The 24,763-nt window shown below is 38.8% G+C and carries 30 protein-coding genes; 21 read left to right on the plus strand and 9 right to left on the minus strand.

Going from position 1 to position 24,763, the window contains the following annotated elements; translation table 11 throughout:
- Positions 1-84 precede the first annotated feature (84 nt).
- Genes CKV81_RS09245 through CKV81_RS09255 form a run of 3 tightly spaced genes read left to right on the plus strand, consistent with a single transcriptional unit; the run spans position 85 to position 2,174 of the window.
- The gene (locus CKV81_RS09245) at positions 85-1,329 is read left to right on the plus strand and encodes a peptidase U32 family protein (protein WP_095072665.1); all 1,245 of its coding nucleotides are present in this window, start codon (positions 85-87) and stop codon (positions 1,327-1,329) included.
- A gap of 36 nt (positions 1,330-1,365) precedes the next feature.
- Positions 1,366-1,596: a ferredoxin gene (locus tag CKV81_RS09250; RefSeq protein WP_095072667.1), complete on the plus strand. Its 231-nt coding sequence runs from the start codon at positions 1,366-1,368 to the stop codon at positions 1,594-1,596.
- A gap of 5 nt (positions 1,597-1,601) precedes the next feature.
- On the plus strand, positions 1,602-2,174 hold the full coding sequence (locus CKV81_RS09255) for a 5-formyltetrahydrofolate cyclo-ligase (RefSeq protein WP_095074410.1): 573 nt from the start codon (positions 1,602-1,604) through the stop codon (positions 2,172-2,174).
- On the opposite strand, the gene CKV81_RS09260 is transcribed toward CKV81_RS09255, so the two are convergent.
- Together CKV81_RS09260 and CKV81_RS09265 are read right to left on the minus strand one after the other, a co-directional pair.
- Positions 2,126-2,701, minus strand: coding sequence for a hypothetical protein (locus CKV81_RS09260; RefSeq protein ID WP_095072669.1), 576 nt, complete (start codon positions 2,699-2,701; stop codon positions 2,126-2,128). The genes CKV81_RS09255 and CKV81_RS09260 overlap by 49 nt on opposite strands.
- Entirely contained in the window at positions 2,688-3,833 is a 1,146-nt protein-coding gene (locus CKV81_RS09265) for a hypothetical protein (protein WP_095072671.1), read from the minus strand. Before CKV81_RS09265 ends, CKV81_RS09260 begins: the two co-directional genes overlap by 14 nt.
- Positions 3,834-4,014: 181 nt before the next feature.
- Here CKV81_RS09265 and CKV81_RS09270 point away from each other — a divergent pair, with 181 nt between their 5' ends.
- The 3 genes from CKV81_RS09270 to CKV81_RS09280 all read left to right on the plus strand — a co-directional run bounded on the left by CKV81_RS09270 (position 4,015) and on the right by CKV81_RS09280 (position 6,157).
- On the plus strand, positions 4,015-4,353 hold the full coding sequence (locus tag CKV81_RS09270; protein WP_095074412.1) for a hypothetical protein: 339 nt from the start codon (positions 4,015-4,017) through the stop codon (positions 4,351-4,353).
- A 136-nt stretch (positions 4,354-4,489) separates the two neighbouring features.
- Positions 4,490-4,723, plus strand: a complete 234-nt coding sequence (locus CKV81_RS09275; RefSeq protein WP_095072673.1) for a hypothetical protein — start codon at positions 4,490-4,492, stop codon at positions 4,721-4,723.
- Between the two features lie 79 nt (positions 4,724-4,802).
- Positions 4,803-6,157 (plus strand): IS3 family transposase gene (locus CKV81_RS09280; RefSeq protein WP_095072675.1). Its coding sequence is split into 2 segments (ribosomal slippage): positions 4,803-5,277 and positions 5,277-6,157, totalling 1,356 coding nucleotides; the frame shifts between segments, so codons are not numbered across the junction.
- A gap of 54 nt (positions 6,158-6,211) precedes the next feature.
- Here the strand turns inward: CKV81_RS09280 and CKV81_RS09285 are convergent.
- From CKV81_RS09285 to CKV81_RS09305, 5 genes are all read right to left on the minus strand, one after another.
- Entirely contained in the window at positions 6,212-6,976 is a 765-nt protein-coding gene (locus CKV81_RS09285; protein WP_185116895.1) for a TrmH family RNA methyltransferase, read from the minus strand.
- Entirely contained in the window at positions 6,973-8,484 is a 1,512-nt protein-coding gene (rmuC, locus tag CKV81_RS09290; RefSeq protein ID WP_095072680.1) for a DNA recombination protein RmuC, read from the minus strand. Before rmuC ends, CKV81_RS09285 begins: the two co-directional genes overlap by 4 nt.
- A gap of 162 nt (positions 8,485-8,646) precedes the next feature.
- Positions 8,647-8,925: a hypothetical protein gene (locus CKV81_RS09295; protein ID WP_157727400.1), complete on the minus strand. Its 279-nt coding sequence runs from the start codon at positions 8,923-8,925 to the stop codon at positions 8,647-8,649.
- A gap of 4 nt (positions 8,926-8,929) precedes the next feature.
- Complete coding sequence (gene pncB, locus CKV81_RS09300) at positions 8,930-10,108, minus strand: nicotinate phosphoribosyltransferase (RefSeq protein ID WP_095072685.1); 1,179 nt, start codon at positions 10,106-10,108, stop codon at positions 8,930-8,932.
- A gap of 74 nt (positions 10,109-10,182) precedes the next feature.
- A complete protein-coding gene (locus CKV81_RS09305; protein ID WP_095072687.1) occupies positions 10,183-10,659 on the minus strand; it encodes a Dps family protein in 477 nt (158 codons plus the stop codon).
- A 203-nt stretch (positions 10,660-10,862) separates the two neighbouring features.
- On the opposite strand from CKV81_RS09305, the gene rpsL reads away from it, so the two are divergent.
- The 8 genes from rpsL to CKV81_RS09345 all read left to right on the plus strand — a co-directional run bounded on the left by rpsL (position 10,863) and on the right by CKV81_RS09345 (position 16,859).
- The gene (gene rpsL, locus CKV81_RS09310; protein ID WP_095072689.1) at positions 10,863-11,267 is read left to right on the plus strand and encodes a 30S ribosomal protein S12; all 405 of its coding nucleotides are present in this window, start codon (positions 10,863-10,865) and stop codon (positions 11,265-11,267) included.
- Between the two features lie 25 nt (positions 11,268-11,292).
- On the plus strand, positions 11,293-11,769 hold the full coding sequence (rpsG, locus tag CKV81_RS09315) for a 30S ribosomal protein S7 (protein WP_095072690.1): 477 nt from the start codon (positions 11,293-11,295) through the stop codon (positions 11,767-11,769).
- 6 nt (positions 11,770-11,775) lie between these two features.
- The gene (gene fusA / locus CKV81_RS09320) at positions 11,776-13,893 is read left to right on the plus strand and encodes an elongation factor G (protein WP_095072691.1); all 2,118 of its coding nucleotides are present in this window, start codon (positions 11,776-11,778) and stop codon (positions 13,891-13,893) included.
- Between the two features lie 17 nt (positions 13,894-13,910).
- Positions 13,911-14,216 (plus strand): 30S ribosomal protein S10, encoded by a 306-nt coding sequence (rpsJ, locus tag CKV81_RS09325; RefSeq protein ID WP_095072693.1) that lies wholly within the window; start codon positions 13,911-13,913, stop codon positions 14,214-14,216.
- Between the two features lie 238 nt (positions 14,217-14,454).
- Positions 14,455-14,736: a hypothetical protein gene (locus CKV81_RS09330; RefSeq protein WP_095072695.1), complete on the plus strand. Its 282-nt coding sequence runs from the start codon at positions 14,455-14,457 to the stop codon at positions 14,734-14,736.
- 53 nt (positions 14,737-14,789) lie between these two features.
- Positions 14,790-15,524: a GLPGLI family protein gene (locus CKV81_RS09335; protein ID WP_095072697.1), complete on the plus strand. Its 735-nt coding sequence runs from the start codon at positions 14,790-14,792 to the stop codon at positions 15,522-15,524.
- Positions 15,512-16,300 (plus strand): GLPGLI family protein, encoded by a 789-nt coding sequence (locus tag CKV81_RS09340; protein WP_095072699.1) that lies wholly within the window; start codon positions 15,512-15,514, stop codon positions 16,298-16,300. Before CKV81_RS09335 ends, CKV81_RS09340 begins: the two co-directional genes overlap by 13 nt.
- Before the next feature lie 79 nt (positions 16,301-16,379).
- Positions 16,380-16,859, plus strand: coding sequence for a low affinity iron permease family protein (locus CKV81_RS09345; RefSeq protein ID WP_095072701.1), 480 nt, complete (start codon positions 16,380-16,382; stop codon positions 16,857-16,859).
- Between the two features lie 36 nt (positions 16,860-16,895).
- Here CKV81_RS09345 and CKV81_RS09350 read toward each other — a convergent pair whose 3' ends face one another.
- Both CKV81_RS09350 and CKV81_RS09355 read right to left on the minus strand, forming a co-directional pair.
- A complete protein-coding gene (locus tag CKV81_RS09350) occupies positions 16,896-19,577 on the minus strand; it encodes a hypothetical protein (protein WP_095072704.1) in 2,682 nt (893 codons plus the stop codon).
- 101 nt (positions 19,578-19,678) lie between these two features.
- A complete protein-coding gene (locus tag CKV81_RS09355; protein ID WP_095072706.1) occupies positions 19,679-20,653 on the minus strand; it encodes a hypothetical protein in 975 nt (324 codons plus the stop codon).
- 186 nt (positions 20,654-20,839) lie between these two features.
- Between CKV81_RS09355 and rplC the strand changes: the two genes are divergently transcribed.
- The 7 genes from rplC to rpsC are packed head-to-tail and all read left to right on the plus strand — an operon-like array spanning position 20,840 to position 24,693.
- Positions 20,840-21,463 (plus strand): 50S ribosomal protein L3, encoded by a 624-nt coding sequence (gene rplC / locus CKV81_RS09360; RefSeq protein ID WP_095072709.1) that lies wholly within the window; start codon positions 20,840-20,842, stop codon positions 21,461-21,463.
- Positions 21,454-22,083 carry a 50S ribosomal protein L4 gene (gene rplD / locus CKV81_RS09365; protein ID WP_095072715.1) on the plus strand — a complete coding sequence of 210 codons (630 nt, stop codon included), beginning with the start codon at positions 21,454-21,456 and terminating at the stop codon, positions 22,081-22,083. Before rplC ends, rplD begins: the two co-directional genes overlap by 10 nt.
- Before the next feature lie 3 nt (positions 22,084-22,086).
- Positions 22,087-22,374 (plus strand): 50S ribosomal protein L23, encoded by a 288-nt coding sequence (gene rplW / locus CKV81_RS09370; protein WP_095072718.1) that lies wholly within the window; start codon positions 22,087-22,089, stop codon positions 22,372-22,374.
- 57 nt (positions 22,375-22,431) lie between these two features.
- Positions 22,432-23,253 (plus strand): 50S ribosomal protein L2, encoded by an 822-nt coding sequence (gene rplB, locus CKV81_RS09375; RefSeq protein WP_095072722.1) that lies wholly within the window; start codon positions 22,432-22,434, stop codon positions 23,251-23,253.
- Between the two features lie 2 nt (positions 23,254-23,255).
- Complete coding sequence (gene rpsS / locus CKV81_RS09380; RefSeq protein WP_055861765.1) at positions 23,256-23,534, plus strand: 30S ribosomal protein S19; 279 nt, start codon at positions 23,256-23,258, stop codon at positions 23,532-23,534.
- A 5-nt stretch (positions 23,535-23,539) separates the two neighbouring features.
- Positions 23,540-23,938 carry a 50S ribosomal protein L22 gene (rplV, locus tag CKV81_RS09385; protein ID WP_095072725.1) on the plus strand — a complete coding sequence of 133 codons (399 nt, stop codon included), beginning with the start codon at positions 23,540-23,542 and terminating at the stop codon, positions 23,936-23,938.
- 8 nt (positions 23,939-23,946) lie between these two features.
- Entirely contained in the window at positions 23,947-24,693 is a 747-nt protein-coding gene (gene rpsC / locus CKV81_RS09390) for a 30S ribosomal protein S3 (protein ID WP_095072728.1), read from the plus strand.
- Positions 24,694-24,763: the final 70 nt, after the last annotated feature.

Here is a 24,763-nt window from a genome sequence, read left to right on the forward strand (position 1 = left end):
ATATGGCTGATAGCGGTGCGATAAAAAGTCCAATTATTCAGAATTTTAAAAAGCCTATCTTTGCAAAAATTTTCAAGAATAAAAATGACGCAAAGCGGAAAAATAGAATTAATGGCTCCTGCAGGTGATTTCACTGCGTTGCAGGCGGCTCTGGATAATGGTGCTGATTCGGTTTATTTCGGTGTGGAGCAGCTTAATATGAGGGCCCGCGCCTCCATGAATTTCACCATTGATGACCTTCCTGAAATTTCCAGGAGATGTAAAGAAAAAGGAGTACGGACTTATCTTACCCTAAACACTATTATTTATGACCATGACCTTTCGATCATAAAAACACTTCTGGATAAAGCAAAAGCAGCGGATCTGACGGCGGTAATCGCTATGGATCAGGCGGTGATTGCCTACGCGAGGCAGATCGGGATGGAGGTTCATATCTCCACGCAGATCAATATTACCAATATCGAAACCGTAAAATTTTACGCGATGTTCGCCGATACGATGGTGATGAGCCGCGAGCTTTCCATATCGCAGATCAAAAAAATCTGCGACCAGATTGATCGCGAACAGATCAAAGGCCCAAGCGGAAATTTGGTTGAGATTGAAATCTTCGGTCACGGCGCACTGTGTATGGCGGTTTCCGGGAAGTGTTATCTCAGTCTGCATTCTCATAATTCCTCTGCTAACCGGGGTGCGTGCAAGCAGAACTGCAGAAAGAAATATACCGTGATCGATCAGGAATCCGGTTTTGAAATCGAGCTGGACAATGAATATATGATGTCGCCGAAAGATCTGTGCACCATCGGATTTTTAGATGAAATTGTGGATGCAGGCGTAAAAGTCCTGAAAGTGGAAGGCAGGGGAAGAGCGCCGGAGTATGTGGCCACCGTAACCAAATGCTATCGGGAAGCAATTGATTCCATTGCAGAAGGAACATTTTCTCAGGAAAAAGTTGATGAATGGATGAAGCAGTTGGAAACCGTTTATAACAGAGGTTTCTGGAGCGGCTATTATCTTGGGCAGGAACTGGGTGAATGGTCACCAAATCCGGGTTCAAACGCGACCCAGAAGAAAATTTATATCGGAAAAGGAAGGCATTTTTACCCAAAATCCAATATTGCAGAATTCCTGATTGAAGCCTATGACCTAAATGTGGGAGATAAAGTCCTGATTCAGGGACCTACAACCGGTTCACAGGAAATGGAAGTTGCAGAACTGATGGTGGATGGAAAAGGAATGACCGAAAAAGCTTCAAAGGCTGATGTTATCACCTTTAAAACACAATTCAGAGTGAGACCTTCGGATAAACTGTACAAAATCGTGCAGGCATAAAGCAATGGTGACTTAAATTTCGAATCTCGAATTTATATGGTTATTATCACATTACAGCGCGACAAATGCATCGGCTGCAACTATTGTGCAGAATTTGCGCCCGAGTATTTCCGGATGTCAAAGAAAGACGGGAAATCCGTATTATTGAAATCTACCGACAAGAAAGGGTTTTTCACTTTGAAAACACCGCTTCCTGATGCATTTGAACCTTGTGAGAAAGCTGCGAAAGCGTGCCCGGTGAAGATTATTTCAGTAAAAGAAATTTAAAAAGGATGACCAAAAAAGAAATCAGAAAAAAATATCTTGAAATGAGAAAAACCTTGTCAGATGATGAGGTTTTGTCTTTCTCTGAAAAGATTTTTAGAAATTTTGTCGATAACTTTGAAATTGAACCACTTCAGAAAATTCATATATTCATTTCCATTGCAAAGTTCAAGGAGGTACAGACCGAATTGTTTATCTTGCATTTTCTGAAGAATGGTATTCAGATTTACCTTCCGAAAATAGTTAATGATGAAATTATTGCTGTGGCATTCGACGAAAATACAGAAATGGAGGTAAATTCCTGGGGAATTGCTGAAACTGTGCCGGATGAAGACGCCGGTGTGACAGATTTTGATTACATCATTACACCGCTGCTCTACTGTGATCCCCACGGAAACAGGGTTGGGTTTGGCAAAGGCTATTATGACGGCTTTTTTGCGAAAATCAGCGGGAAATGTAAAAAAGTAGGTGTTGGCTTTTACTCACCAAATGAAGTTGTAGAAGATCTGAATCCGCATGACATCCCGCTGGATTATCTTGTAACACCGGTGGAAGTGCTGTCGTTCAACGGTTTGTTGTAAAAATTCAGGAAATAGAATTTAAATTCCTTTTTAAATTTCTTTGGCGCAGACATCAGAATATATTGGGCTTCACGCTGTTTGGTTGCGATTGCTTTTTTGTTTGCATCAAAATATTCCACATTGAATTTCGCAAAATTAAGCGTATCCTTTTTATGAATTTTCTCGAAAACTTCGAGATCGCTCACCCGTGCATTTTTTACCTTCAGGCTGTCGAGTTCGCTCAGCAATGGTTTCAAAGTCGTGGAATCCGCTTTGTGGAAATATCCTAAAATCTGGCTGTACATAGCCGTGTCTATTTCAGTGTCCTGATTTCCGGAACTGTACAATATCGACAGGTCAATCACTTCCTGAACTTTTTGCTTGGTAATGGCGTTTATAGCTTGCGCGCTGTCCATTTTGGTTTCCGGGTAGGTGGTTTTATTATTGTTGTATTTCACTCTTTCAAGGGAAAGTTCAGCTTCTTTCTTACACGCGATTACTGCAAAAACTGCAATAAGCAATATGAAGAAGATATTATGGTGTTTCATTACTGATGATTTTGAATTTTATTAATACAATTTTACCTTTTTCCATTTGGGTATCAATAACCTCCATGTTTTTCAAAGATGTAGTCGGCGTAGTGACTAAGGTGATATAGCGCCGCTTGTCCAAAGTTTCCACGCCATATTTGTCATTATCGTATACCTGGTAAATCAAGGCATTATCACTGATCAGGTAATTCAGCCTTTCCCTTTTACGTTTGATATCCTGCTTTGAATTGGAGTAGTAATAAAGCATAATGGCGTAATCGTTAGGCTTCAATTCTATGGTTTCACTTTCGGGAGCTGTTTCCAGATTCCTGACAATGCGGTCTGTTTTGTAATAGGGCGATGAAACTTCCATGACCAAGGTCTTTGAGCTTGGATTTTTATAGACAAAAGGTTCGTTTGGTTTTGCAGTATAAAGGATAGGCGACTCATTTTCCTTGAAAATTTTCACCTGCAGATCACCGTTAATTTTTGAATTCCGGTCCGCGTCGATAAATGTGTAGTAATATTTTTTTGAAATAAACTGGTCTTTTAAACCTAGAAATCCAACTAAAAGCGCTAAAATTCCAGAAATCCCATACCAAAGGTTCTTTTTTACAAATTTTTTTACCCTTGGTTCTGCTTTACTTTGGGAGAAGTTCGAAAAATCTTCATTTTTAATATGTTCCTGATTGTCAGTACTGTTGTTTTGTAAAACGGCTTCTAATTGAATTTCTTCGGCCTCATTTCCCGTTGTTTTTCCATCAGAAGCCAGATTTTGGGCATTTCCCGGGTCAGATTCGGTTTCTGCTGTCTGAACTTCTTCACCCGATTCCTGTTCCCTCAGGATTTCATCTGCGAAAAGATGGTTCTTTTTAAAATCGTACCATGACGCGTAGCCCGCATAAACAGACAGCAGATTGAGTATGTCTATCCTCGGAAGTTTTGTTGCCGGCGTGGACTTGAAATAGGTGTAAAAAGACTTCTCGCTGATGTTTCCTTTCGCGATTTTTCTCAAATCTTCCTGGAAATATATGATATCAATACCTTTCCAATGAGAAATATCTTCACTGGATGGGGTATGATTCGTCAGATATTTGGTTTGAATCTCTGATTTCAGCTGTTCAAAATGTAGTAAGTCTAAATCTGCCAAAATATGTAAAAACGTTTAAAACGTTGATTGTCAATAATGTTATTTTGTAAAATGGTTTTACAAAGATATTACAATTAATTTTCTAACACAAATTTTCTCACCGCCCTACCTTTGTCCTGTTCAAAATGATTGAACAAAAGTGAAACAAGAAAATAAACAAAACAAATTTAAATTATTTATTATGAAAAAATCATTGTTCGTAGCAGGTATCGCTGCTCTTGCTCTTGTAGCTTGTAAAAAAACTGAAACTGTAGAAACTGCTAACCCTGCTGATTCAGCTGCTGCTGCTACTGTAGATTCTGCTGCTGTTGTTGCTGATTCTGCTGCTACTGTTGTAGATTCTGCTGCTACTGCTACTGTAGACGCTGCTAAAGATGCTGCTGCTGCTACAACTGCTGCTGGTGCTGAAGTAGCTAAAGATGCTGCTGCTGGTGCTGCTGATGCTGCTAAAGGTGCTGCTGACGCTGCTGCTGGTGCTGCTAAAGATGCTAAAGAAGCTGTAAAAGAAGCTACTAAATAATTAGTACTCACAATTAAATAGAACCGTTTCGCTCAGCGAAGCGGTTTTTTTCTGAAAAACGATCCCTTCGCGTAAATATTTTATATATATTTGCACGCCTTAAGGAGAAAAGAACTTTTAAAACAATAAATTTATTATGAAAAAATCATTATTCGTGGCTGCTATCGCTGCTTTGGCTCTTGTAGCTTGTAAAAAAACTGAAACTGAAACTGCAGCTGAAAGTACTGTAGATTCTACTGCTGCTGTTGTTGATTCTGCTGCTAACGTTGTAGATACTGCATCTACGGCTGCTGTTACTGATTCTGCTGCGGCTGCTGCAACTGGTGCTGCAGTTGTTGCTGATTCAACTGCTGCTGCAACTGCTAAATAATTAGTAATTCAGTTAAAAAAATAACCGTCCTGCTTTGGACTGCCCCCAAAAAGTTAGACACTTTTTAGGGGCATTTTTTATGGGGAAAAGTAAATATTCAGTAGACTTTAAATTAAAAGCTATAAAGAGATATCACAAAGGTGACATTGGAACAGACGATTTAGGAAAACGCATTGGAGTTTGTGGTTCATTGGTTCGTAAATGGATAAAATTTTATGAACTTTATGGAGTTTCAGGACTTGTTCGGCTTTCCAATACGCATTACACAAAAGATTTTAAATTAAAGATTTTATCAGTAATTGAGAAAGAGAATTTAAGTTTAAAAGAAGCGTCGAGAAGGTTTAATATTCCTGCGGAGTCCAGTATTCTTAGTTGGCAGCGTAATTACAAAAAAAATGGTATTTTAGGTTTAGAAAACAGACCCAGGGGAAGACCTAAAACCATGAGTAATTACAAGCGAAAAAAAAAGAAAACAGGCAAACCCTTAACAAGGGAGGAAGAACTGTTGGAGAGGATTTATTATTTAGAAGCCGAGAACGCCATTTTAAAAAAGTTAGACGCCTTAATTCAGGAAAGGAAAAATCCAAAGCCATCGAAGAGTTAAGGCAGGACTTTGATTTAGCAGTACTGCTGCATTGTACATCGATGGCAAGAAGCAGTTTTTATTACTATCAAAAACGATTTCAAATGAAAGATAAATATGCGGAAATAAAAGAAATGATTAAGCAGATTTATCATCGTCACAAAGGAAGGTTGGGCTATAGAAGAATTACTTTGCTTTTGAAAGAAAAAGGAATTTTGATTAATCACAAAACTGTTTTACGACTTATGAAAATATTAGGTTTAAAGAGTATTATCCGAGTGAAGAAATATAAATCTTACAAGGGAGAGCAAGGGAAAATTGCGCCCAATGTTCTACAGAGGAATTTCAAATCGGACACTCCTAATCAGAAATGGGCAACTGATGTTACAGAGTTTAATGTATCGGGTAATAAACTTTACCTATCTCCAATCATCGATTTATTTAATGGTGAAATTGTCAGTTTTGACCTATCTGAAAGACCTGTGTTTAGCCAAATCATCAGGATGCTAAAGAAATCATTCAGAAAAGTAAAATCTACACAAAACATCATTCTACATTCTGATCAAGGTTGGCAGTATCAAATGAAACATTACCAAAACTTGTTAAAAGAAAAAGGTATTATTCAAAGTATGTCCAGAAAAGGAAACTGTTTGGACAATGCGGTGATAGAAAACTTTTTTGGAACAATAAAATCAGAAATGTTTTATACCAGAAAGTTTGGTTCCATTCAGGAACTTAAGATGGAAATAGTGAAGTACATTCACTATTACAACAATGATAGAATAAGACTCAATCTCAAAGGAAAGAGTCCGGTACAGTACCGAACTCTTTCCTTTGAGAATATTGTTTAATTTTGTCTAAACTTTTGGGTGCAGTCTACTTTGGGACGGTTTTTTTATGCTCTTTTAAAGGCGCTGCCTCAGGATTTCATAGCAGGTAATGGCGACGGCATTGCTCAGATTCAATGAATCTATGGTTCCCGACATAGGGATCAGGGTGTTTTCTCCTTTTCCTTTCCAAAATTCAGATAGGCCGGAATGCTCTGTCCCAAATAACACTGCTGCTTTTTTGGTGAAATCTCTTTCACTCAGCATCTCAGCATTTTCAGCCATAATAGTCGTGTAAATACTAAACTTATTTTTTTGCAGGAAATCGTATAATTCCTCATTGGATGTTTGAAACACATTCATTCCGAAAAGGCAACCAACGCTGGAGCGGATAACATTGGGATTGTAGAAATCAACTTTTGCATCGGTCACGACGAGGGCATCGATTCCAAAAGCCTCGCAACTTCTCAAAATGGCACCGAGATTTCCCGGTTTTTCGACACTTTCAACCACAATGACTGATGCATTTTCTTTAGGCTGAAAATTGTGGAGATTATTTTCTTTAGTTTTATAAATGCCAATGATGCCTTCGGAAGTTCCACGGTAGGCGATTTTTCCGTAAATTTTTTCTGAGACATAATTGATTTTTCCTTGCGGAACTTTCCCGTCAAAAATCTTTTCACAGATGAAAAATTCGGTCGGCTCAAAACCAAAAATTTGCGCCCTTTCATTTTCCTGCCTTCCTTCCACGATGAAAACTCCTGCTTTCTTGCGGTCCGAATTTTTGGTTAAAAGTCGCGTGAGGGTTTTTATTTTCTCGTTCTGTAAACTTTCAATCATCATTTTTCTTCGGTAAAATCGATCTCAATTTTAGAATTTTCAATCAAACTTGCCGGCAGTTCCTTTTTGTTTTTGATTCCGAGAGATTTCATTTTCTGGGTTTGAGTAATCAGGTTATCCCGGCCGTCGTACAGTTGTTTGTAGGCTTCTGAATAGGAATTTTTTGCCTGATCGATATTTTTTCCAACTTTCTCGAGGTTCTCAACAAAACTTACAAATTTGTCGTAGAGCTTGGCGCCGCGTTCCGCAATTTCCATCGAATTGCGATTTTGGTATTCGCGCTTCCAAAGGTCCGCAATAAGCTTCAGTGATGTGATTAAATTGCTTGGGTTTAAAAGTAAAATCCTTCTCTCGTAAGCGAAATTCCACAGATTCTGATCGGCCTGCATCGCTGCGATATACGCCGGTTCGCTTGGGATGAACATCATGACGAAATCCAGTGATTTGCCGTAATCGTCATAGGCTTTTTGCGAAAGTTGGGTGATATGGTTTTTCACCGAATTCAAATGCTGGTTGAGCTTCATTTGGTAAACTTCACTGTCGGTTTCGTCCACCAGCTCGGTGAAGGCGGTGAGGGAAACTTTGGAGTCGATAATTACATTTCTTTCGTCGGGATATTTTACTACAGCGTCGGGACGCATTTTCTTCCCGGAGAATTCTGAGAAAAGCACTTTATTATCCTCGTCCTTCAGCTGATGTTCCAGGAAATACTCGCGGCCTTTTACCAGGCCGGATTTTTCCAGAATGCTTTCCAAAATCATTTCGCCCCAGTTTCCCTGGGTTTTGCTTTCTCCTTTCAGCGCGCGGGTGAGTTTTTTGGCGTCTTCAGAAATCTGCTGGTTCAGTTCCGCAAGTTCACGCACTTTTTGTCCCAGAGAAAACCGTTCCTTGGATTCTTTGTCATAAGTTTCGTTGACCTTATTTTTAAGTTCCACGATTTTTTCCTGAAACGGTTCCAGAATGGTTTTCAGGTTTTGCTGATTCTGTTCAGTAAATTTTTCGGTTTTTTCCTCCAGGATTTTATTCGCAAGATTTTGAAATTCTACTTTTGCAACTTCCTGCATTTTTTCGATTTCTTCTTTTTGGGAATCGAGAAGTTTCTGCAGATTTTCGTTTTGGGCTGAAAGTTCAGATTTTAAAGCAATTAAATTCTGTTTTTCTATTTGAAGTTCTTTTAACTCAACAGTTTGCCTGTTGTTGATCTCGTTTTGCCTGCTGATTTGCTGGTTTTGGCTTTCGTTCAAAGCATTAATTCTTGCCATATCATTCTGCAGTTGATTTAGCACCTCGGTTTGTCGCACATTGGTTTCTTTTTCCTGAAGAACTGAGCTTTCAAGAGTCGAAATTTTTTGCTTATAATTTTCAAGATCTGAACTGGAGCGGATAAAATTCTGATTGATTTCATCATAATCCTTTCGAGGAACACTGGATGATTTCAAGGCAAAATATAAAATAAGGGCACCGAGAACGGCACCGAAAACAAGTCCTATAATAAGAGAGGTGGTTTCCATTTTTCAAAAATACGGATTATCTCGTGCAGATTTTACAGATTTTATCCGCATAAAATATTTAGTAAAAAATTTACGGATTTTCTTTTTGCAGTTTTTTCATGGTATTTCAAAGTGTCTAGGAATTGATGCAGCAAAAGATGTAAGGAATGAACAACTTTTTTTTCATTGATTTTTAGATTTATAAAAAATAAAAATCGGTAAGATGATGACGTACAGCAGAATCGACCACCCTACGATTAAAAGGCTTCCGATGTCGATATTATTTCCTAATGCCGTCTGTTTCGCTCCGTACAGTTTTTGGCTGAAATAGGCTGCAGTTGCTCCTAAAACTAAGACGATTAAAAAGAAGATCAAGTAGTTGGGTGTGGAAATCTTCCTACGAATAAATATTAGAAGGAAAGGTACTGACGCTATTGCAATATGTAAAATCAGGTCGGGCATATTTTTAATTTTCAATTCTTAAAAATTCTTTTGCCAGCTCGATCATTTTTGGATCGCCGGTGTATTTGCCGCGTTCGTCGGAGAGTTTTACGGTTGGGATCCAGTCACCGTTGTCTGCCTGCACACCGATGAGTTTCATTACGATGTTCATGGGTTTCAGGCCCACATCATTGGTGAGATTGGTGCCAATTCCGAATGAAATGCCGATTTTACCTTTGCAGTAACTGGTGATTTCTTCCACTTTTTCAAGATTCAAACCGTCAGAAAAAATGATATATTTAAACAGAGGATTGATACCGTTATTCTGATAATGGGCAATGGTCTTATCGGTAAATTCGAGTGGATCGCCGCTGTCGTGCCGAACGCCGTCGAAGAGTTTTGCGAATTTCTTGTCAAACTGCTGGAAGAAAACATCCGTTGTATAAGTATCCGAAAGTGCAACGCCTAAATCGCCACGGTACACATCCACCCAATGCTCGAGTGCGAGCTCGTTGGCCATTTTGAAACCATATTCTGCTGCGTGAAACATAAACCATTCGTGAGCGTGGGTTCCGATAGGTTTTATGCCGTATTTCATCGCAAAATGTACGTTGGAGCTGCCAATGAATTTGGAATTTTGATTTTTTACCAAGGCTTCCACTACCAGATCGTGAACTTTATAGGAATGCCGTCTTCGTGTCCCGAATTCTGCGAAAGTAACGCCAAGCTGATTCAGTTTTTCTGATTTTTCAAGGGTGTTGCGCATCACTTCTTCGTTATTGTCGCGCTCCATATGGTTCATTTCATAATGCAGCTCGGAAATAAGGGCGAGAAGCGGTACTTCCCATAGAATGGTGCGGTACCAAAGGCCTTCAACCCAGACTTCAATATCGTTCCCGTTTTGTTTGATGTGTACCTCAGAAGGATCGTAGTGATAGCCTTCCAAAAAATCGAGATAAGGTAAATCGATATACGGACAGGTGACGCGCAGGTATTCTTTTTCGGCTTTGGTAAGTTTCAGTTCCGCCATTGCGCTGACGGCTTTTCGGAGCTCTGTATCGAAGCCTTCCGGGAAATGATGTTTCCCACGGTTGATGAACCCGTACTTTACGCGTTGTTTTGGGAAAAGTTTCACCACGGCGTTCTGCATGGTTATTTTATAGAAATCGTTATCGAGGATGGAGTGGAGCCGTACTTGTGACATTTTAAAAATTTAGATTAAAGATAAAAAAAATCGCCCGAAATGAGCGATTTGATTTATACCATATATATATTGTGCTATTTTCCGAGGTAAGCGTTGTACATCCAAATTTCTTTTTCCTGTTCGGTGATGTAGTCGCTCATTTGCGAGTTGGTGCCTTCGTCCCCGGCTTCTTCAGTGATATCTAAAAGTTCTCTTTGAAGGCTGATAATGGTTTTGAAAGAATCAAGAATGTTTTCTACGAATTTGGTTCCGTCTGACACTTCTTTGCTTTCTTTAATGGTTGAAAGTTTCAGATAATCAGAATAGTTATGGTTGGGTGTTGCGCCTAAGGTGAGAATTCTTTCGGCGATTTCATCAATTTTCAGGACCAGATTGTTGTACAGTTCTTCAAATTTTGGATGAAGGGTAAAGAACTGGTCGCCTTTGATATTCCAGTGAGCACCGCGGGTGTTTTGGTAAAATATGGAATAGTTGGCTATAAGTACGTTAAGTTTTTCTGCGATTTTTTGACAGTCTTTTTCATTTAGTCCGATAATGTTAGAATTGTTCATAATAGTATTTTATTTGGTGCAAATGTAATCATGCTTATCTATTGCGAAGAACAAATACAATCGATAAAATCAATATTTCATTTTGGTGGTTTATCATAACCAGTGCTTGATGCTATCAATTTGAATTAAAAAATATTTAAGGTGTTGATATTGTGGAATAAAAAAAAATCCTTACTTTTGCAGCCTAAAATAAAAAGCATTATATGCCTACTATTCAACAATTAGTTAGAAAAGGAAGAGCCACACTTGCCAAGAAGAGCAAATCGGCTGCCCTTGAAAGCTGTCCACAAAGACGAGGTGTATGTACGAGAGTATATACTACTACACCGAAGAAACCTAACTCTGCACTAAGAAAAGTGGCTAGGGTAAGACTTTCTAACGGTAAAGAAGTCAACGCTTATATCCCGGGCGAAGGACACAATCTTCAGGAGCACTCGATAGTATTGGTACGTGGCGGAAGGGTGAAAGACCTACCGGGAGTACGTTATCACATTGTAAGAGGTGCCTTAGACACTGCAGGTGTGAATGGAAGAACTCAGAGAAGATCCAAGTATGGAGCTAAGAGACCAAAACCAGGACAAGCTGCACCAACAGGTAAGAAAAAGTAATCATTAATTATTAAGAAACGAAACAATGAGAAAAACGAAAGCGAAAAAAAGACCGTTGTTACCGGATCCGAAATTTAATGATCAACTGGTAACGAGATTCGTAAATAACCTGATGCTTGACGGTAAGAAGTCAATCGCATTCAAGATTTTCTACGATGCACTTGATGTCGTAGAAAACAAAAAAGGTGATAACGAAAAATCATCACTTGAAATCTGGAAAGATGCCCTAACCAACGTTATGCCGCACGTAGAAGTACGTTCGAGAAGAGTAGGTGGTGCTAACTTCCAAATCCCAATGCCGATCAGGGCCGACAGAAAAATCTCTATGGCAATGAAATGGTTAATCAAATATGCGAAAGCCAGAAACGACAAATCTATGGCGCTTAAATTAGCTGCTGAGATTATCGCCGCTTCAAAAGAAGAAGGTGCTGCTTTCAAGAAAAAATCTGATACTCACAAAATGGCGGAAGCTAACAAGGCTTTCTCACACTTCAAATTCTAATCTGAAATGGCAAGAGACCTTAAACTTACAAGAAATATCGGTATTGCTGCACACATTGATGCGGGAAAAACCACTACTACAGAACGTATCCTTTTTTACTCCGGTAAAAACCACAAAATCGGTGAAACCCACGAAGGTGGCGCTACAACCGACTGGATGGAGCAGGAGGCAGAAAGAGGAATTACCATTACTTCTGCTGCGGTAACTGTAGACTGGAAATTCCCAACCGAACAGGGCAAGCCGCTTCCAGATGCTAAAAACTACCATTTCAATATCATCGATACACCGGGACACGTGGACTTTACCGTAGAGGTAAACCGTTCGCTCCGTGTACTGGACGGACTGGTATTCCTTTTCTCCGCGGTAGACGGTGTAGAACCACAGTCTGAAACCAACTGGAGACTTGCAGACAATTACAAAGTTCCGCGTATGGGCTTCGTAAACAAAATGGACCGTCAGGGTGCTGACTTCCTGAATGTTTGTAAGCAGGTAAAAGAAATGTTGGGTTCTAATGCAGTTCCAATCGTTCTTCCAATCGGTGACGAAGCAGATTTCAAAGGTGTGGTAGATTTGGTGAAAAACCGTGCGATGGTTTGGCACGAGGAAAACCACGGTTCTACCTTCGACATCGTAGATATCCCGGCAGAAATGGCGGACGAAGTAAAACAATTCAGAGGTCAGCTGATTGAAGAAATTGCAGCGTACGACGAAAATCTTCTTGAAAAGTATATGGAGGACGAAAACTCTATCACAGAAGAAGAAATTCACACTGCTTTGAGAGCCGCTACTTTGGACATGAGCATCATCCCGATGACTTGCGGATCTTCATTCAAAAATAAAGGTGTACAGTTTATGCTGGATGCGGTTTGCCGTTACCTTCCTTCTCCAATGGATAAAGAAGCGATCGATGGTACCAATCCAAAAACTGATGAGCCAGTTTCAAGAAAACCATCTGTGGACGAGCCTTTTGCAGCTCTGGCATTCAAAATTGCAACAGACCCGTTCGTTGGACGTTTGGCATTCTTCAGAGCATACTCAGGAAGACTGGATGCAGGTTCTTATGTTTTGAACACAAGATCAAACAGCAGAGAAAGAATCTCGCGTATCTTCCAGATGCACGCCAACAAGCAGGAACCAATTGAATATATCGAAGCAGGTGACATCGGTGCAGCTGTAGGTTTTAAAGATATCAAAACAGGAGATACCCTTTGCGACGAGAAAAGCCCAATCGTTCTGGAGTCTATGGTATTCCCGGATCCGGTAATCGGTATCGCAGTAGAGCCTAAAACTAAGGCAGACCAGGATAAAATGGGTAACGCTTTGGCAAAACTGGCTGAAGAGGATCCAACTTTCCAGGTGAAAACTGACGAAGCTTCAGGACAAACGATCATCTCCGGTATGGGTGAGCTTCACCTCGACATTATTGTGGACCGTATGAGGAGAGAGTTCAAGGTTGAAGTAAACCAGGGACAGCCTCAGGTAGAATACAAAGAAGCTCTTACGACGGTTGCAAACCACAGAGAGGTTTACAAAAAGCAATCCGGTGGTCGTGGTAAGTTTGCAGATATCGTTTTCGAAATCGGTCCTGCAGATGAAGGAAAACAGGGTCTTGAATTCATCAACGAGATTAAAGGTGGTAACATTCCGAAAGAATTTATCCCTTCCGTAGAAAAAGGTTTCAAAGAATCTATGAAAAACGGTCCTTTGGCTGGTTTCGAAGTAGATTCCATGAAAGTTACCCTTAAAGACGGATCTTTCCACGCGGTGGACTCTGACCAGCTGTCTTTCGAACTTGCTGCCAAAATGGGCTTCAAGGAATCCGGTAAAAAAGCAAAAGCAGTGATCATGGAACCAATCATGAAGCTGGAAGTCGTAACTCCGGAAGAATACATGGGTGATATCGTAGGCGACCTTAACAGAAGAAGAGGAACCGTAAACGGTATGGACGACAGAAACAACGCTAAAGTAATCAAAGCTTTCGTTCCGCTTTCTGAAATGTTTGGTTATGTAACTTCGCTTAGAACACTTTCTTCAGGTAGAGCAACTTCTTCGATGGAATTCGAAAAATATGAAGCAGCTCCACAGAACATCGCTGAAGATGTAATTGCTAAGGCTAAAGGGTAATTTTTAAAATTTTTGAAATGTCACAAAGAATCAGAATAAAACTAAAATCTTACGATTACAATTTGGTAGATAAATCTGCTGAGAAAATCGTAAAGACGGTAAAGTCAACCGGAGCGGTAGTAAACGGTCCAATACCTTTGCCTACGAACAAAAGAATCTTCACAGTTCTTCGTTCACCGCACGTAAACAAGAAGGCAAGAGAGCAGTTCCAACTTTCTGCACACAAGAGATTGATGGATATCTACTCTTCTTCTTCTAAAACTGTAGATGCTCTGATGAAGCTTGAGCTTCCTTCAGGAGTAGACGTAGAAATTAAAGTGTGATGATGAAGTGGGAGGACGGAAGACGGAAGTCGGAAGTTTTTCTGCGGAAACAAAATACTTTGCTATGATAACAAATCCGTTCTCGAAAGAGAGCGGATTTTTTGTGATAATTCAAAAAATTGTAAATTATCAAACAAATGTGTGTTTATATGCTAAAATTTGATTTTTTTGATAAAAAACTTGCATAGTTTTAGTTTTAGTTTTAGTTTTATGCCACTAACATTAAAAACTTTTTATTATGAAAAAATTATTATTGGTGGCAACATTAGGAGTTGCTGGTTTGATGAGTGCCAACCATCGTGTTGAAATTGCAAAAGTGAAAAAGCAAAATTTTGAAACAAACATCAACATGAGTGGAGGTTATTGTGAAGTGACTGTTTATCGTAGAAACGCTGACGGTTCTTCCACACTTGTTGGTATTTGGGGTGGCTATGCAGATTCTCAAGAAGCTTGTGATGCTAAAGGTAGAAGCATTATATTTCAATTGGAAATAGGAACTCCGGTTTCAGAAGTGAAATAGTATAATTATCGTGATTAATATTTTTAATCACTATTTTTTTAAAGTTTTGGAATATGAAAAAAATAATAACATTATTTTTATTAATAATAATCACGTTATTCAATGGACAAACATGGAATATTTCATATGAATACAAAGTGAAAAATCTTTTGTTTAATGATGAATTTACATTTCCTGCATCCTTGATTGTAGATAATAAAGAAAAGAGTCTTTATACAGTTCAATTTGGAATTGTAAATCAAATTGATACTAAAGTTAACGCAGGAGCTTTTTCATTAATTGATAGGTCGAGTTATAAATACGTATTATTTTCAAATAAGCCTAATGCTTTTACTATTGGTGATGAAATAAATGGAAAAAAATATATATTTAAAGATAGTATTCCCGTTATGGACTATGAAATAAAAAATGAAAGTAAATTAATAAATAACATAAAACTATATAAAGCTGAAGTTTTATTTAGAGGAAGAAAATATGTTATTTGGCACGATCCTTATAGTAAAATTAAGGCTGCGCCATGGAAGTTTGCCAATTTTCCAGGACTTGCATATGAAATTTATGATGAGGATAACCTTTTTCGGTGGACATTACAAAAAATAGAAAAAAGTGAATCTGAAATTAGAAATCCAGTCGAAGCTCTTGAGGTTAATAATAATTTTCTATCATATGTGGAATATCCAAAATTAAAGTATCCATCAATTTATATTCAGGATGAGGTGAAAAATAATTCTATTAACAAATCCCAAAACCGGGATGGATTAGAAAAATTATTTGAATGGGAAAAATGAATTTTTTAATATCTTTAATCGTTTGTTTTTATTCTCTACATATTTATTCTCAACAATATGAAGCTGTATATGAAATCGTTTATAAGCCAAGACTAAATGATTCATTAAAATTGAAGGATAACTATGTTTTGAGATTTGATACACAAAAAAAAAGCTCTTTTTTCACCTCCTTAAACGAAGAAAATTCTTTAAATTTTAGTATTTATAAAAATTTTGAAAAGGAGAGTTTTATTAAATACGAATCTATTGTAGATGATTTATACAGTATTAATTATATATTTGACAACAGTAAATGGCAGTTGTTAGAAGATAATAAAAGAATTGAAGATTTCAATTGTAAAAAAGCAAAAATCATATTTGGTAACCGTATTTGGGAGGCTTGGTATACTATTGATATTCCGTTTCAAGATGGTCCGTATAAATTTTCAGGTCTACCAGGTTTAATAATAGAAATATATTCAATAGATGAAGATTATCGTTTTTTAATGAAAGGAATTACAAAAAAGGATCAACTTGTTATAACCAAATTACCAGCCACTAATTTATCAACTAGTAAGCAGGAAAGGGATGTTAAATCAAGAATAATTTTAGATCCAGCAATTTCTTACAGAAATAAAAGATTAAAGTTAGAAAATAGGAATATTGGAGTAAAGGTTTCATATAATGGAAAAGAAATTCCTCAAAAAGAAACTGAAAAAAGAATTGTCAAGAATTTTGAAAAGTGGAGAGAGGAGCATGACAATCCAATAGAAAAAGGTGATTTATGGATTAAATAAAAACTAAGTATTTTGTTCTAATAACTCGGAAAACGCATACATTCATTGTATGGCGTTTTTTTAAAATTAAAAATCAATCATGTCAAGCGAAAATCAGAATTTTTTCGAAAGGTTTTCCAATTGGGCTACCACTGCGACCGGAAGCCCCGCGGCATTTATCATTGCGGTAGCGCTCATTTTGGTTTGGGCCATTTCCGGACCTTTTTTCAATTTCTCTGAAACCTGGCAGCTGGTCATTAATACAGGAACTACCATTGTGACTTTCCTGATGGTTTTCCTGATTCAGAAGGGACAGAATAAAGATTCCAAAGCCATACAGATTAAACTGAATGAGCTGATCGCTGCCCACGAAAAAGCCAGCAACCGCATTGTAGATATTGAAGATTTAACCGAAAAAGAACTCGACAAACTACACCGCTACTACCAAAAACTCTCGGATCTTGCCGAAGAAGATACCGATCTGCACCAATCGCATTCCATAGATGCCGCCGAAGACAACCACGAACACAAACTAAGAAACCAGCAGATTCAGCAACAGATCGACGATGAAGATAAATAAAACCCTCTCAGTCATTGAAAGGGTTTTTTGTAAAAGCTATTTTCTCTTCATAAAATATCCAAAATACGAACAGCTTCCCATCAGGTGCCGCGCGGTTTCCGTGTCGGCATAGCCATTTTTCAATTGGGTAAAATAAGTTCTGTACTTCTGGTTTTTAGTTGCGGCTAAGTTGGCATCACGTGTTTCCTGTTTTTTCTCCCAGTCTTTGTCGTCATAAGGAATTCCCGGCTGCTGTGCCTCATACTGATAGTATTTCCCCTGCTCAGCACTCGCCATCTGGAAGAGAATTCTCGCCTTCTCTTCTTTATCAGTGGTAAGATTCAGAGCTTTTTGATAGTAATTTATCGCCAGGTCGAAATTGTCGGGCTTCACAAAATTTTGATCCATAAAATTCTTGTAATAATATTGGTAAGGCTGTTCCGGAGCCCAGAAATTAAATTTTCCACCGTTGGAATTGTCGATATCCATCACAAACAGTTCCCTGAAATATCCCAAAACTGAAGTGTTGTACATCAGATTACCGATCAGCTGACTGGCTTTTGCAGCCGTTGCATCGTTTCCGGTACTCATTTTTTTAAGCTGAATCAGTGCATCAGCCAATTCCAGTTTATTCATATTTGATTTAATGAACGGGAACGCGGTCAGGTTTTCTGCCTTCATGCTCACTTCTTTCGGGCTTTCAAAACTTTCCCAAACATTGTGGCCAAAAACCAAACTTGAAATATTTTTGAATCCGTTATAATTTCCTTCTTCGTAAACTAAGGGACTGATGGATTCCTTCGAGCCGTCCCAGTCGTAATATACTCGTGGGATGCCGCTGAAATTCGTGACTTTTTGATAATATTCTTTTGCTTTTTCAAAATTGGCCAGCTTCATTTCACGGTCGCCATAAATCAGATTGAAGAACGCATCTTTATTTCCTACATCATCCAGATTTTTTGCGATAAGTTGTTCAAAGGCATTTTTATTCGGCTTCCTGTAGAAATCTTCCACACTTTTCACCAGTTTTGAATCCGGGCTGTACTGCAGAAACGACAGTTTGTTGTTCATCAGGTACGACTTGGCATCTTCACCCTGCAGAAAATACCGGTTGGCCAAAACATCCTTCAGGAAATCTGAAGTTGAAGGTTTGGGATAATAAAACTGGTCTGTAACCGTGCTGTCCTTTTTGTCCTGTTCGCTAAAAAAGGAAGCGTATTTTTTATAAAGGGTATCTTCAAATTCGGGTGTGATCTTCGGTTGCGAAACAATCTCGTTCAGCATTTTCATCCGGTTGATCTGTTCAGCGTACTCAGGATTCTGAGTTTTTATCTCGTTTAATATTTTGCTGCTTTCAGAATGATTTTTATTCAGAAACTTCACATAGGCATCAGCAATCTGCCAAAATTCATCAGGTGATTTGTCCTTGGTTTTTTCAATGAATTTTTCAAGGTCGTCGATGAAGTTCACGGTCGTTTCTTTATAGTTGACCCACGCTTGTTCTTCGGTGTAGAAAGGAATTCGGTTAGGGTTCTTCAGCAGGTCTTTGTCGCTTTGGTTATTGTTTCTTTCGCTGGCTTTGTTCTCTTTTTTCGAACCGAAAAGATTTCTGAAAAAGTTTGAAATCTTATCCCAAAAACTTTCATTTTTAGCTTCCGGAGCTTTATTTTCTGAAGTTTGCGCTGTTGAATTTTTTTCCTGAATGGATTGATTTTGAGGCGTATCTTCATTGGGATAATAAACCTTCAGATAACTTCTCTCCAGTTGGTTGATGGCTCTTGCCGCCATTACTTTCAGCATTTCCGAGTTAGGATCCACTTCATTCATTTTCTCCATCATCGGCAGCGGATTGTTGAAACCGTCGTACGCCAGAAGAAAATAGGCCATGTTTTTTTCTTCGGGAGTTTTTGATAGATCCATTATATTTTTGAATGAAGCGCTGTCGGAAAGTTTCATTGAAGTAAAAGCACTTTCTCGGCGGCTTTTGCTGTTGATGAAAACTTTGAAGAAATTCCAGTTGGCTTCCTTACCCCTGTTCAGCCCGCGCTGCGCCCCAGCCAGTTGATCCAAAGCCCAGAAGTAAGGCGAGCTTTTTAAATTGAGCGGCTCCACATATTTCGAAAAGGCTTCCACAGCCTGTGGATAATTTCTGGTATAATGATTAAAACGTACGAGCTGATAACCGTACCGCAGCTTGATTTCAGGATTTTTTGCCGCATTGTAAAGCGAGGTCAGTGCGGAGACTGTTTTATTATAATCCAGCAGTGTGGCATTTTTTGGATTTTCATTTTCGCGGTAGTAAAACGAATCCGGGCTTTCCACGTAATTAATCTGCATATAAGGTTCCAGGTATTTTGCCTCAATCAGATAATCTATAGCCTCATAATTATTTTGGTATGTGCCTAATTTAGCGAGGATCGGGTTAGAGGAGTTTCCTTTTTTATAAGCATTCAGGTCGCTCATCGGAATTTTGTAAATCAGGTTTTTAGTTTCCTGGTAATGTAATTTATTACCAAAAAATTTCTGCCAGGTTTCTATATTCTCGTCCGGAATTTCATAATGTTCGTGCCCATAGAAGCGGTTGGAGTAGGTGAGCAGAAACGGCAGATAAGTTTTATCTTTTATAATTGATTGGGTAAACAGGTTGAAATATTCATAATCCGGATCGTACCATCCACAGGCTTTTATATTTTGGCTGTAAAGCAAGATGACAGCGGCTGAAAACAGTATTTTTTTCATAATTGTTATGTTTTTGTTCCTTTGTTATAAAATTTTGTATTCGGCAGCTCCGTGAAAAAAAATATTACAGGGTTCCCGAAGTTTTCCGGTTCACTGAAGCTTCAGTCTTTTAAAAATATTCGGTCAACAAATTTACTATCAAGCTGATAATAAACTATTTCATAATTCTTAATTTTTTTATCCAGGAACTTCATTACCTCTTTTAGCTGATTTTCAGATATTTCCTCAACCTTTATCCTGAAACCTTTGTTAAGGAAATTTCCAAAATAGAAGCCGTCTTTCCGAATTTCAATTTCATTTTCAGTAATTTTTTTAAATTCCGGGCGTTCCAGATCCTTTTTTGAAAGCGCATTAATCAGTTTATGCTTTCCGGCATGGTTGGTCACAATTCCCCACGAATAAATGGGTAACGCCACAGCGATATTATTTACTTGATAGCTTTCCAGTTTTGAAAGATAGTTTTTAAGCAGCGGAACATCCAGAATTGAATTTTTGTCAGAATTTTCCAACGGTGAAGAGGTGGAGTAACACATCAGGTAAACTTTTGAAACCGGCGGCACGCCCATCACTTTTCGGTCGCGCACTTGGTGAAGCCGCAGCGTGGAAGTTATTTCTTTTCCCGAAGTTTTCTTTAGTTCATTCAAGAATCTAAAATAATCATCGCGCGTTCCTGCGGTCCAGTCGCAGTCGATCTGGATTTCGTTGCTGGTTTTTAATTGATAATCGGATTTCTTTTTCTCAATTAGATCTGAAATGCTTTTAGCGAGAAAAGTAATTTCTTCCGGTTTGATATTCAAAAATGTGCGGTTGGTAATGAAAATCACCGGAACAGTCTGTTTGGCGGTTTTGAAAGTGTTGTCCTTGGTGATCACCGCTACCGGCTGAAACTTTGCGCCAACTTTATCCACATCAAAAAAGCGGACATATATATAAGGTGTCGCAGCTTTTTCTAAAGCCCTGTTTTCTATTGCGTTTAGGGCGAGTTTGGTTTTCCAGTAGTAGAAAGTGTAGGGATGGTTTTCTTCCTTGCAGGAGAAAAGAATGGAAAGAGAAAGAAGGAGAAAAATTTTTTTCATCGGTTAAATTTATAAAAATTCCGTAAGCCTTTAAAAATCAAAATATTTTCTAAACATTATTTGCCAGTTCAGAAATTATTCCTAAATTTGCACACTCATTTTAGGGGCGAAGTGTGCCTAACTGTGATGTAGAAATCACTTCAAAACCAAGATGAAACAAGTGTAACAATAACTATATATTAAATAATGTCAGGTATTATTGGTAAAAAAATCGGTATGACCTCTCTGTTTGACGAAAACGGGAAGAATATTCCTTGTACAGTTATTCAGGCTGGTCCATGCTCGGTTTTACAGGTCAGAACCGTAGAAAACGATGGCTATGTAGGCTTTCAGTTGGGTTTCGATGACAAGAGTGAGAAGAACGTTGGTAAAGCGTTAGCCGGCCACTTCAAGAAGGCTGGTTCTGCTCCTAAAGCTAAATTGGTTGAATTCCACCACGGATTTGATCATTTGAAAGTAGGGGATGAAGTAAAAGTTGACCTTTTCTCTGAAGGAGAATATGTTGACGTAACAGGAACATCTAAAGGTAAAGGTTTCCAGGGTGTTGTAAAAAGACACAACTTTGGAGGTGTAATGCAGCAGACCCACGGTCAGCACAACAGATTAAGAGCTCCGGGTTCAATCGGTGCGGGATCTGACCCTTCAAGGGTTTTCAAAGGTCTTCGTATGGCCGGCAGAATGGGCGGTAAGCAGGTAACTGTGCAGAACCTTCAGGTGTTAAAGGTAGATGAAGAACAAAATCTTTTAGTAGTAAAAGGTGCTGTTCCGGGAGCTAAAAATTCATATGTAATTGTAAGAAGATGGAACTAGTAGTATTAAACAACACAGGAAAAGAAACCGGAAGAAAAGTTACTTTCGATGACTCAGTTTTCGGAATCGAGCCAAACCAACACGCGGTTTACCTAGAAGTGAAACAGTACCTGGCTGCACAGAGACAGGGAACTCATAAATCAAAAGAAAGAAGCGAAATCACCGCTTCTACCAAGAAACTTAAGAAGCAAAAAGGTTCTGGTTCTGCAAGATACGGGGATATCAAGTCTCCGGTATTCAAAGGCGGGGGTAGAGTATTCGGTCCTAAGCCAAGAGACTACAGATTCAAGCTTAACAAAGCGCTTAAGAGATTAGCCAAAAAATCTGTGCTTTCTCAAAAAATGAGAGACAACAGCATCAGAGTATTAGAAGATATGAGCCTGAACGCGCCTAAAACAAAAGATTTCATCAGCGTATTGAACGCATTGGAACTGAACGGCAAAAAATCATTGTTCATCCTTCCGGAAGCTAATAAGAATGTATATTTATCTTCAAGAAACTTGCCTAAGACAAGAGTGTTGAACTACAACGAGATCAGCTCATACGATCTAGTAAACGCTGGTGAGATTGTTTTCTTCGAAGGTGCAGTAGAAAAATTCCAGGAAAATCTAAAGAAATAAATCATGTCAGTTATTATTAAACCAGTAATTTCAGAAAAAGCCAACTACCTTACGGATCTCCGCGGTGCTTATTCTTTCTTGGTAGATACCAAAGCGAATAAAATCCAGATCAAGAACGCGGTAGAAGAAGCTTACGGTGTTAAAGTAGCAGACGTTAGAACCATGATTTATGCGCCTAAGGTTTCTGCGAAGTATACTAAAAAAGGACTTCAGGTTGGTAAGACCAACAAACTGAAAAAAGCAGTGATTACCCTTGCAGAAGGAGAAGTAATCGACATCTTTTCAGTATAATTCAACTTGAAACGTTGAATATTGAACTTTGAACAAATAATAATATAAACAATAGTAATGTCTGTTAGAAAATTAAAACCTATCACCCCGGGACAGAGATTCAGAGTTGTAAACAACTTTGAGGAAATTACTACCAACAAGCCGGAGAAATCCCTCACGGTTGGTATTAAAAAGTCAGGTGGACGTAACCAAACTGGTAAAATGACCATGCGTTACACCGGAGGTGGACACAAAAAGAAATACAGAATTATCGACTTCAAGAGAAACAAATTCGATGTTGAAGCTACGGTAAAAACTGTAGAGTACGATCCAAACAGAACTGCTTTCATCGCTCTATTAGAATATGCGGATGGAGAGAAGAGATACATCATCGCTCCAAACGGTATCAAAGTAGACCAGAAAGTAATCTCTTCTGAAACTGCTGAACCAAACGTAGGTAACGCAATGAAACTGAAAAACATTCCGTTGGGTACTGTAATCTCTTGTATCGAAATGAAGCCTGGACAAGGTGCCATTTTGGCAAGATCTGCAGGTTCTTCAGCTCAGTTGACTTCAAGAGACGGTAAATACGCAATCGTGAAATTACCTTCAGGTGAATCCAGAATGATCCTTACGGAATGTATCGCTATGATTGGTTCTGTATCCAACTCAGACCACCAGCTTACTGTTTCAGGTAAAGCAGGTAGAAGCAGATGGTTGGGCAGAAGGCCGAGAACAAGAGCGGTAGTAATGAACCCGGTTGATCACCCAATGGGTGGTGGTGAAGGCCGTTCATCAGGAGGTCACCCAAGATCTAGAAACGGTAAACCGGCTAAAGGTTACAAAACCAGAAAGAAAAATAAAGTGTCTAACCGTTACATCGTATCTAAAAGAAAATAATTATGGCAAGATCACTTAAAAAAGGACCATTCATTCATCATACTTTAGATAAGAAGGTTCAGGCAAATGTAGAGTCTGGTAAAAAGACAGTAATTAAAACTTGGTCCAGAGCATCAATGATCTCTCCGGACTTCGTAGGACAAACCATCGCAGTACACAACGGGAAATCTTTTATCCCTGTATACGTTACAGAAAACATGGTAGGTCACAAGTTAGGCGAATTTTCTCCGACAAGATCTTTCAGAGGTCACGGTGGTAACAAAAATAAAGGAAGCAGATAATCATTATGGGATCAAGAAAACAGGATAGCGCAATCGCCAGAAAAGAAGCAAACAGAGACGTGGTAAAAGCCCGTCTGAACGACTGCCCTTCTTCTCCTAGAAAAATGAGGCTTGTTGCTGACATCATCAGAGGAGAAAACGTAGATAAGGCGCTTTACATTCTTAAATATTCTAAGAAAGAAGCTTCAAACAAATTAGAGAAGCTCCTTCTTTCCGCTATGGCAAACTGGCAGGCGAAAAACGAAGGTGCGGATATCGAAGAAGCAAACCTTATCGTAAAAGAAATATATGTAGACAGTGCAAGACAATTGAAGAGACTGAGACCAGCACCACAGGGTAGAGGTTACAGAATCAGAAAAAGGTCAAACCACGTTACACTAATCCTAGGTAATAAAGAAAATTAATTCAAGGTATGGGACAGAAGACAAATCCAATTGGTAACAGATTAGGTATCATCAGAGGATGGGATTCTAACTGGTTTGGCGGAAACGATTATGGAGACAGAATCGCGGAAGACTACAAAATCAGAAGATACCTTGAAGCTAGATTATCTAAAGGCGGAGTTTCCAGAATTTTTATCGAAAGAACTCTGAAGTTAGTAACCGTAACCATCACTACTGCAAGACCGGGACTGATCATCGGTAAAGGCGGACAGGAAGTTGATAAATTAAAAGAAGAGTTGAAGAAACTTACCGGTAAGGATGTTCAGATCAACATTTTCGAAATCAAGAGACCTGAGCTTGATGCAGTTTTAGTAGCAGACAGCATTGCAAAACAGATTGAAAACAGAATCTCTTACAGAAGAGCTGTAAAGATGGCAATGGCTTCTACAATGAGAATGGGCGCTGAAGGTATCAAAGTAATGGTATCCGGACGTTTGAACGGGGCAGAGATGGCAAGAAGCGAATCTTTCAAAGAAGGAAGAATTCCATTGTCCACCTTCAGAGCAGATATCGATTACCACATCGGTGAAGCTTTAACACAGTATGGTAAACTTGGTGTGAAAGTTTGGATTATGAAAGGTGAAGTTTACGGTAAAAGAGAACTTACACCACTTGTAGGCCAGCAGCAGAAAAAATCTCAGGGCGGAAGAAGCGAGAGAGGAGAGAGAGCTGAAAGAGGCGAAAGAAGACCAAGAAGAAACAATAACAATAATTAATCAGAAGTTAGAAACGAGAAATTAGAAATTAGAACTTCCGTTACAAGAACTGATTTAAAATTATCTAACA

It is taken from the genome of Chryseobacterium taklimakanense (assembly GCF_900187185.1).
In the GTDB taxonomy this organism is placed as follows: domain Bacteria; phylum Bacteroidota; class Bacteroidia; order Flavobacteriales; family Weeksellaceae; genus Planobacterium; species Planobacterium taklimakanense.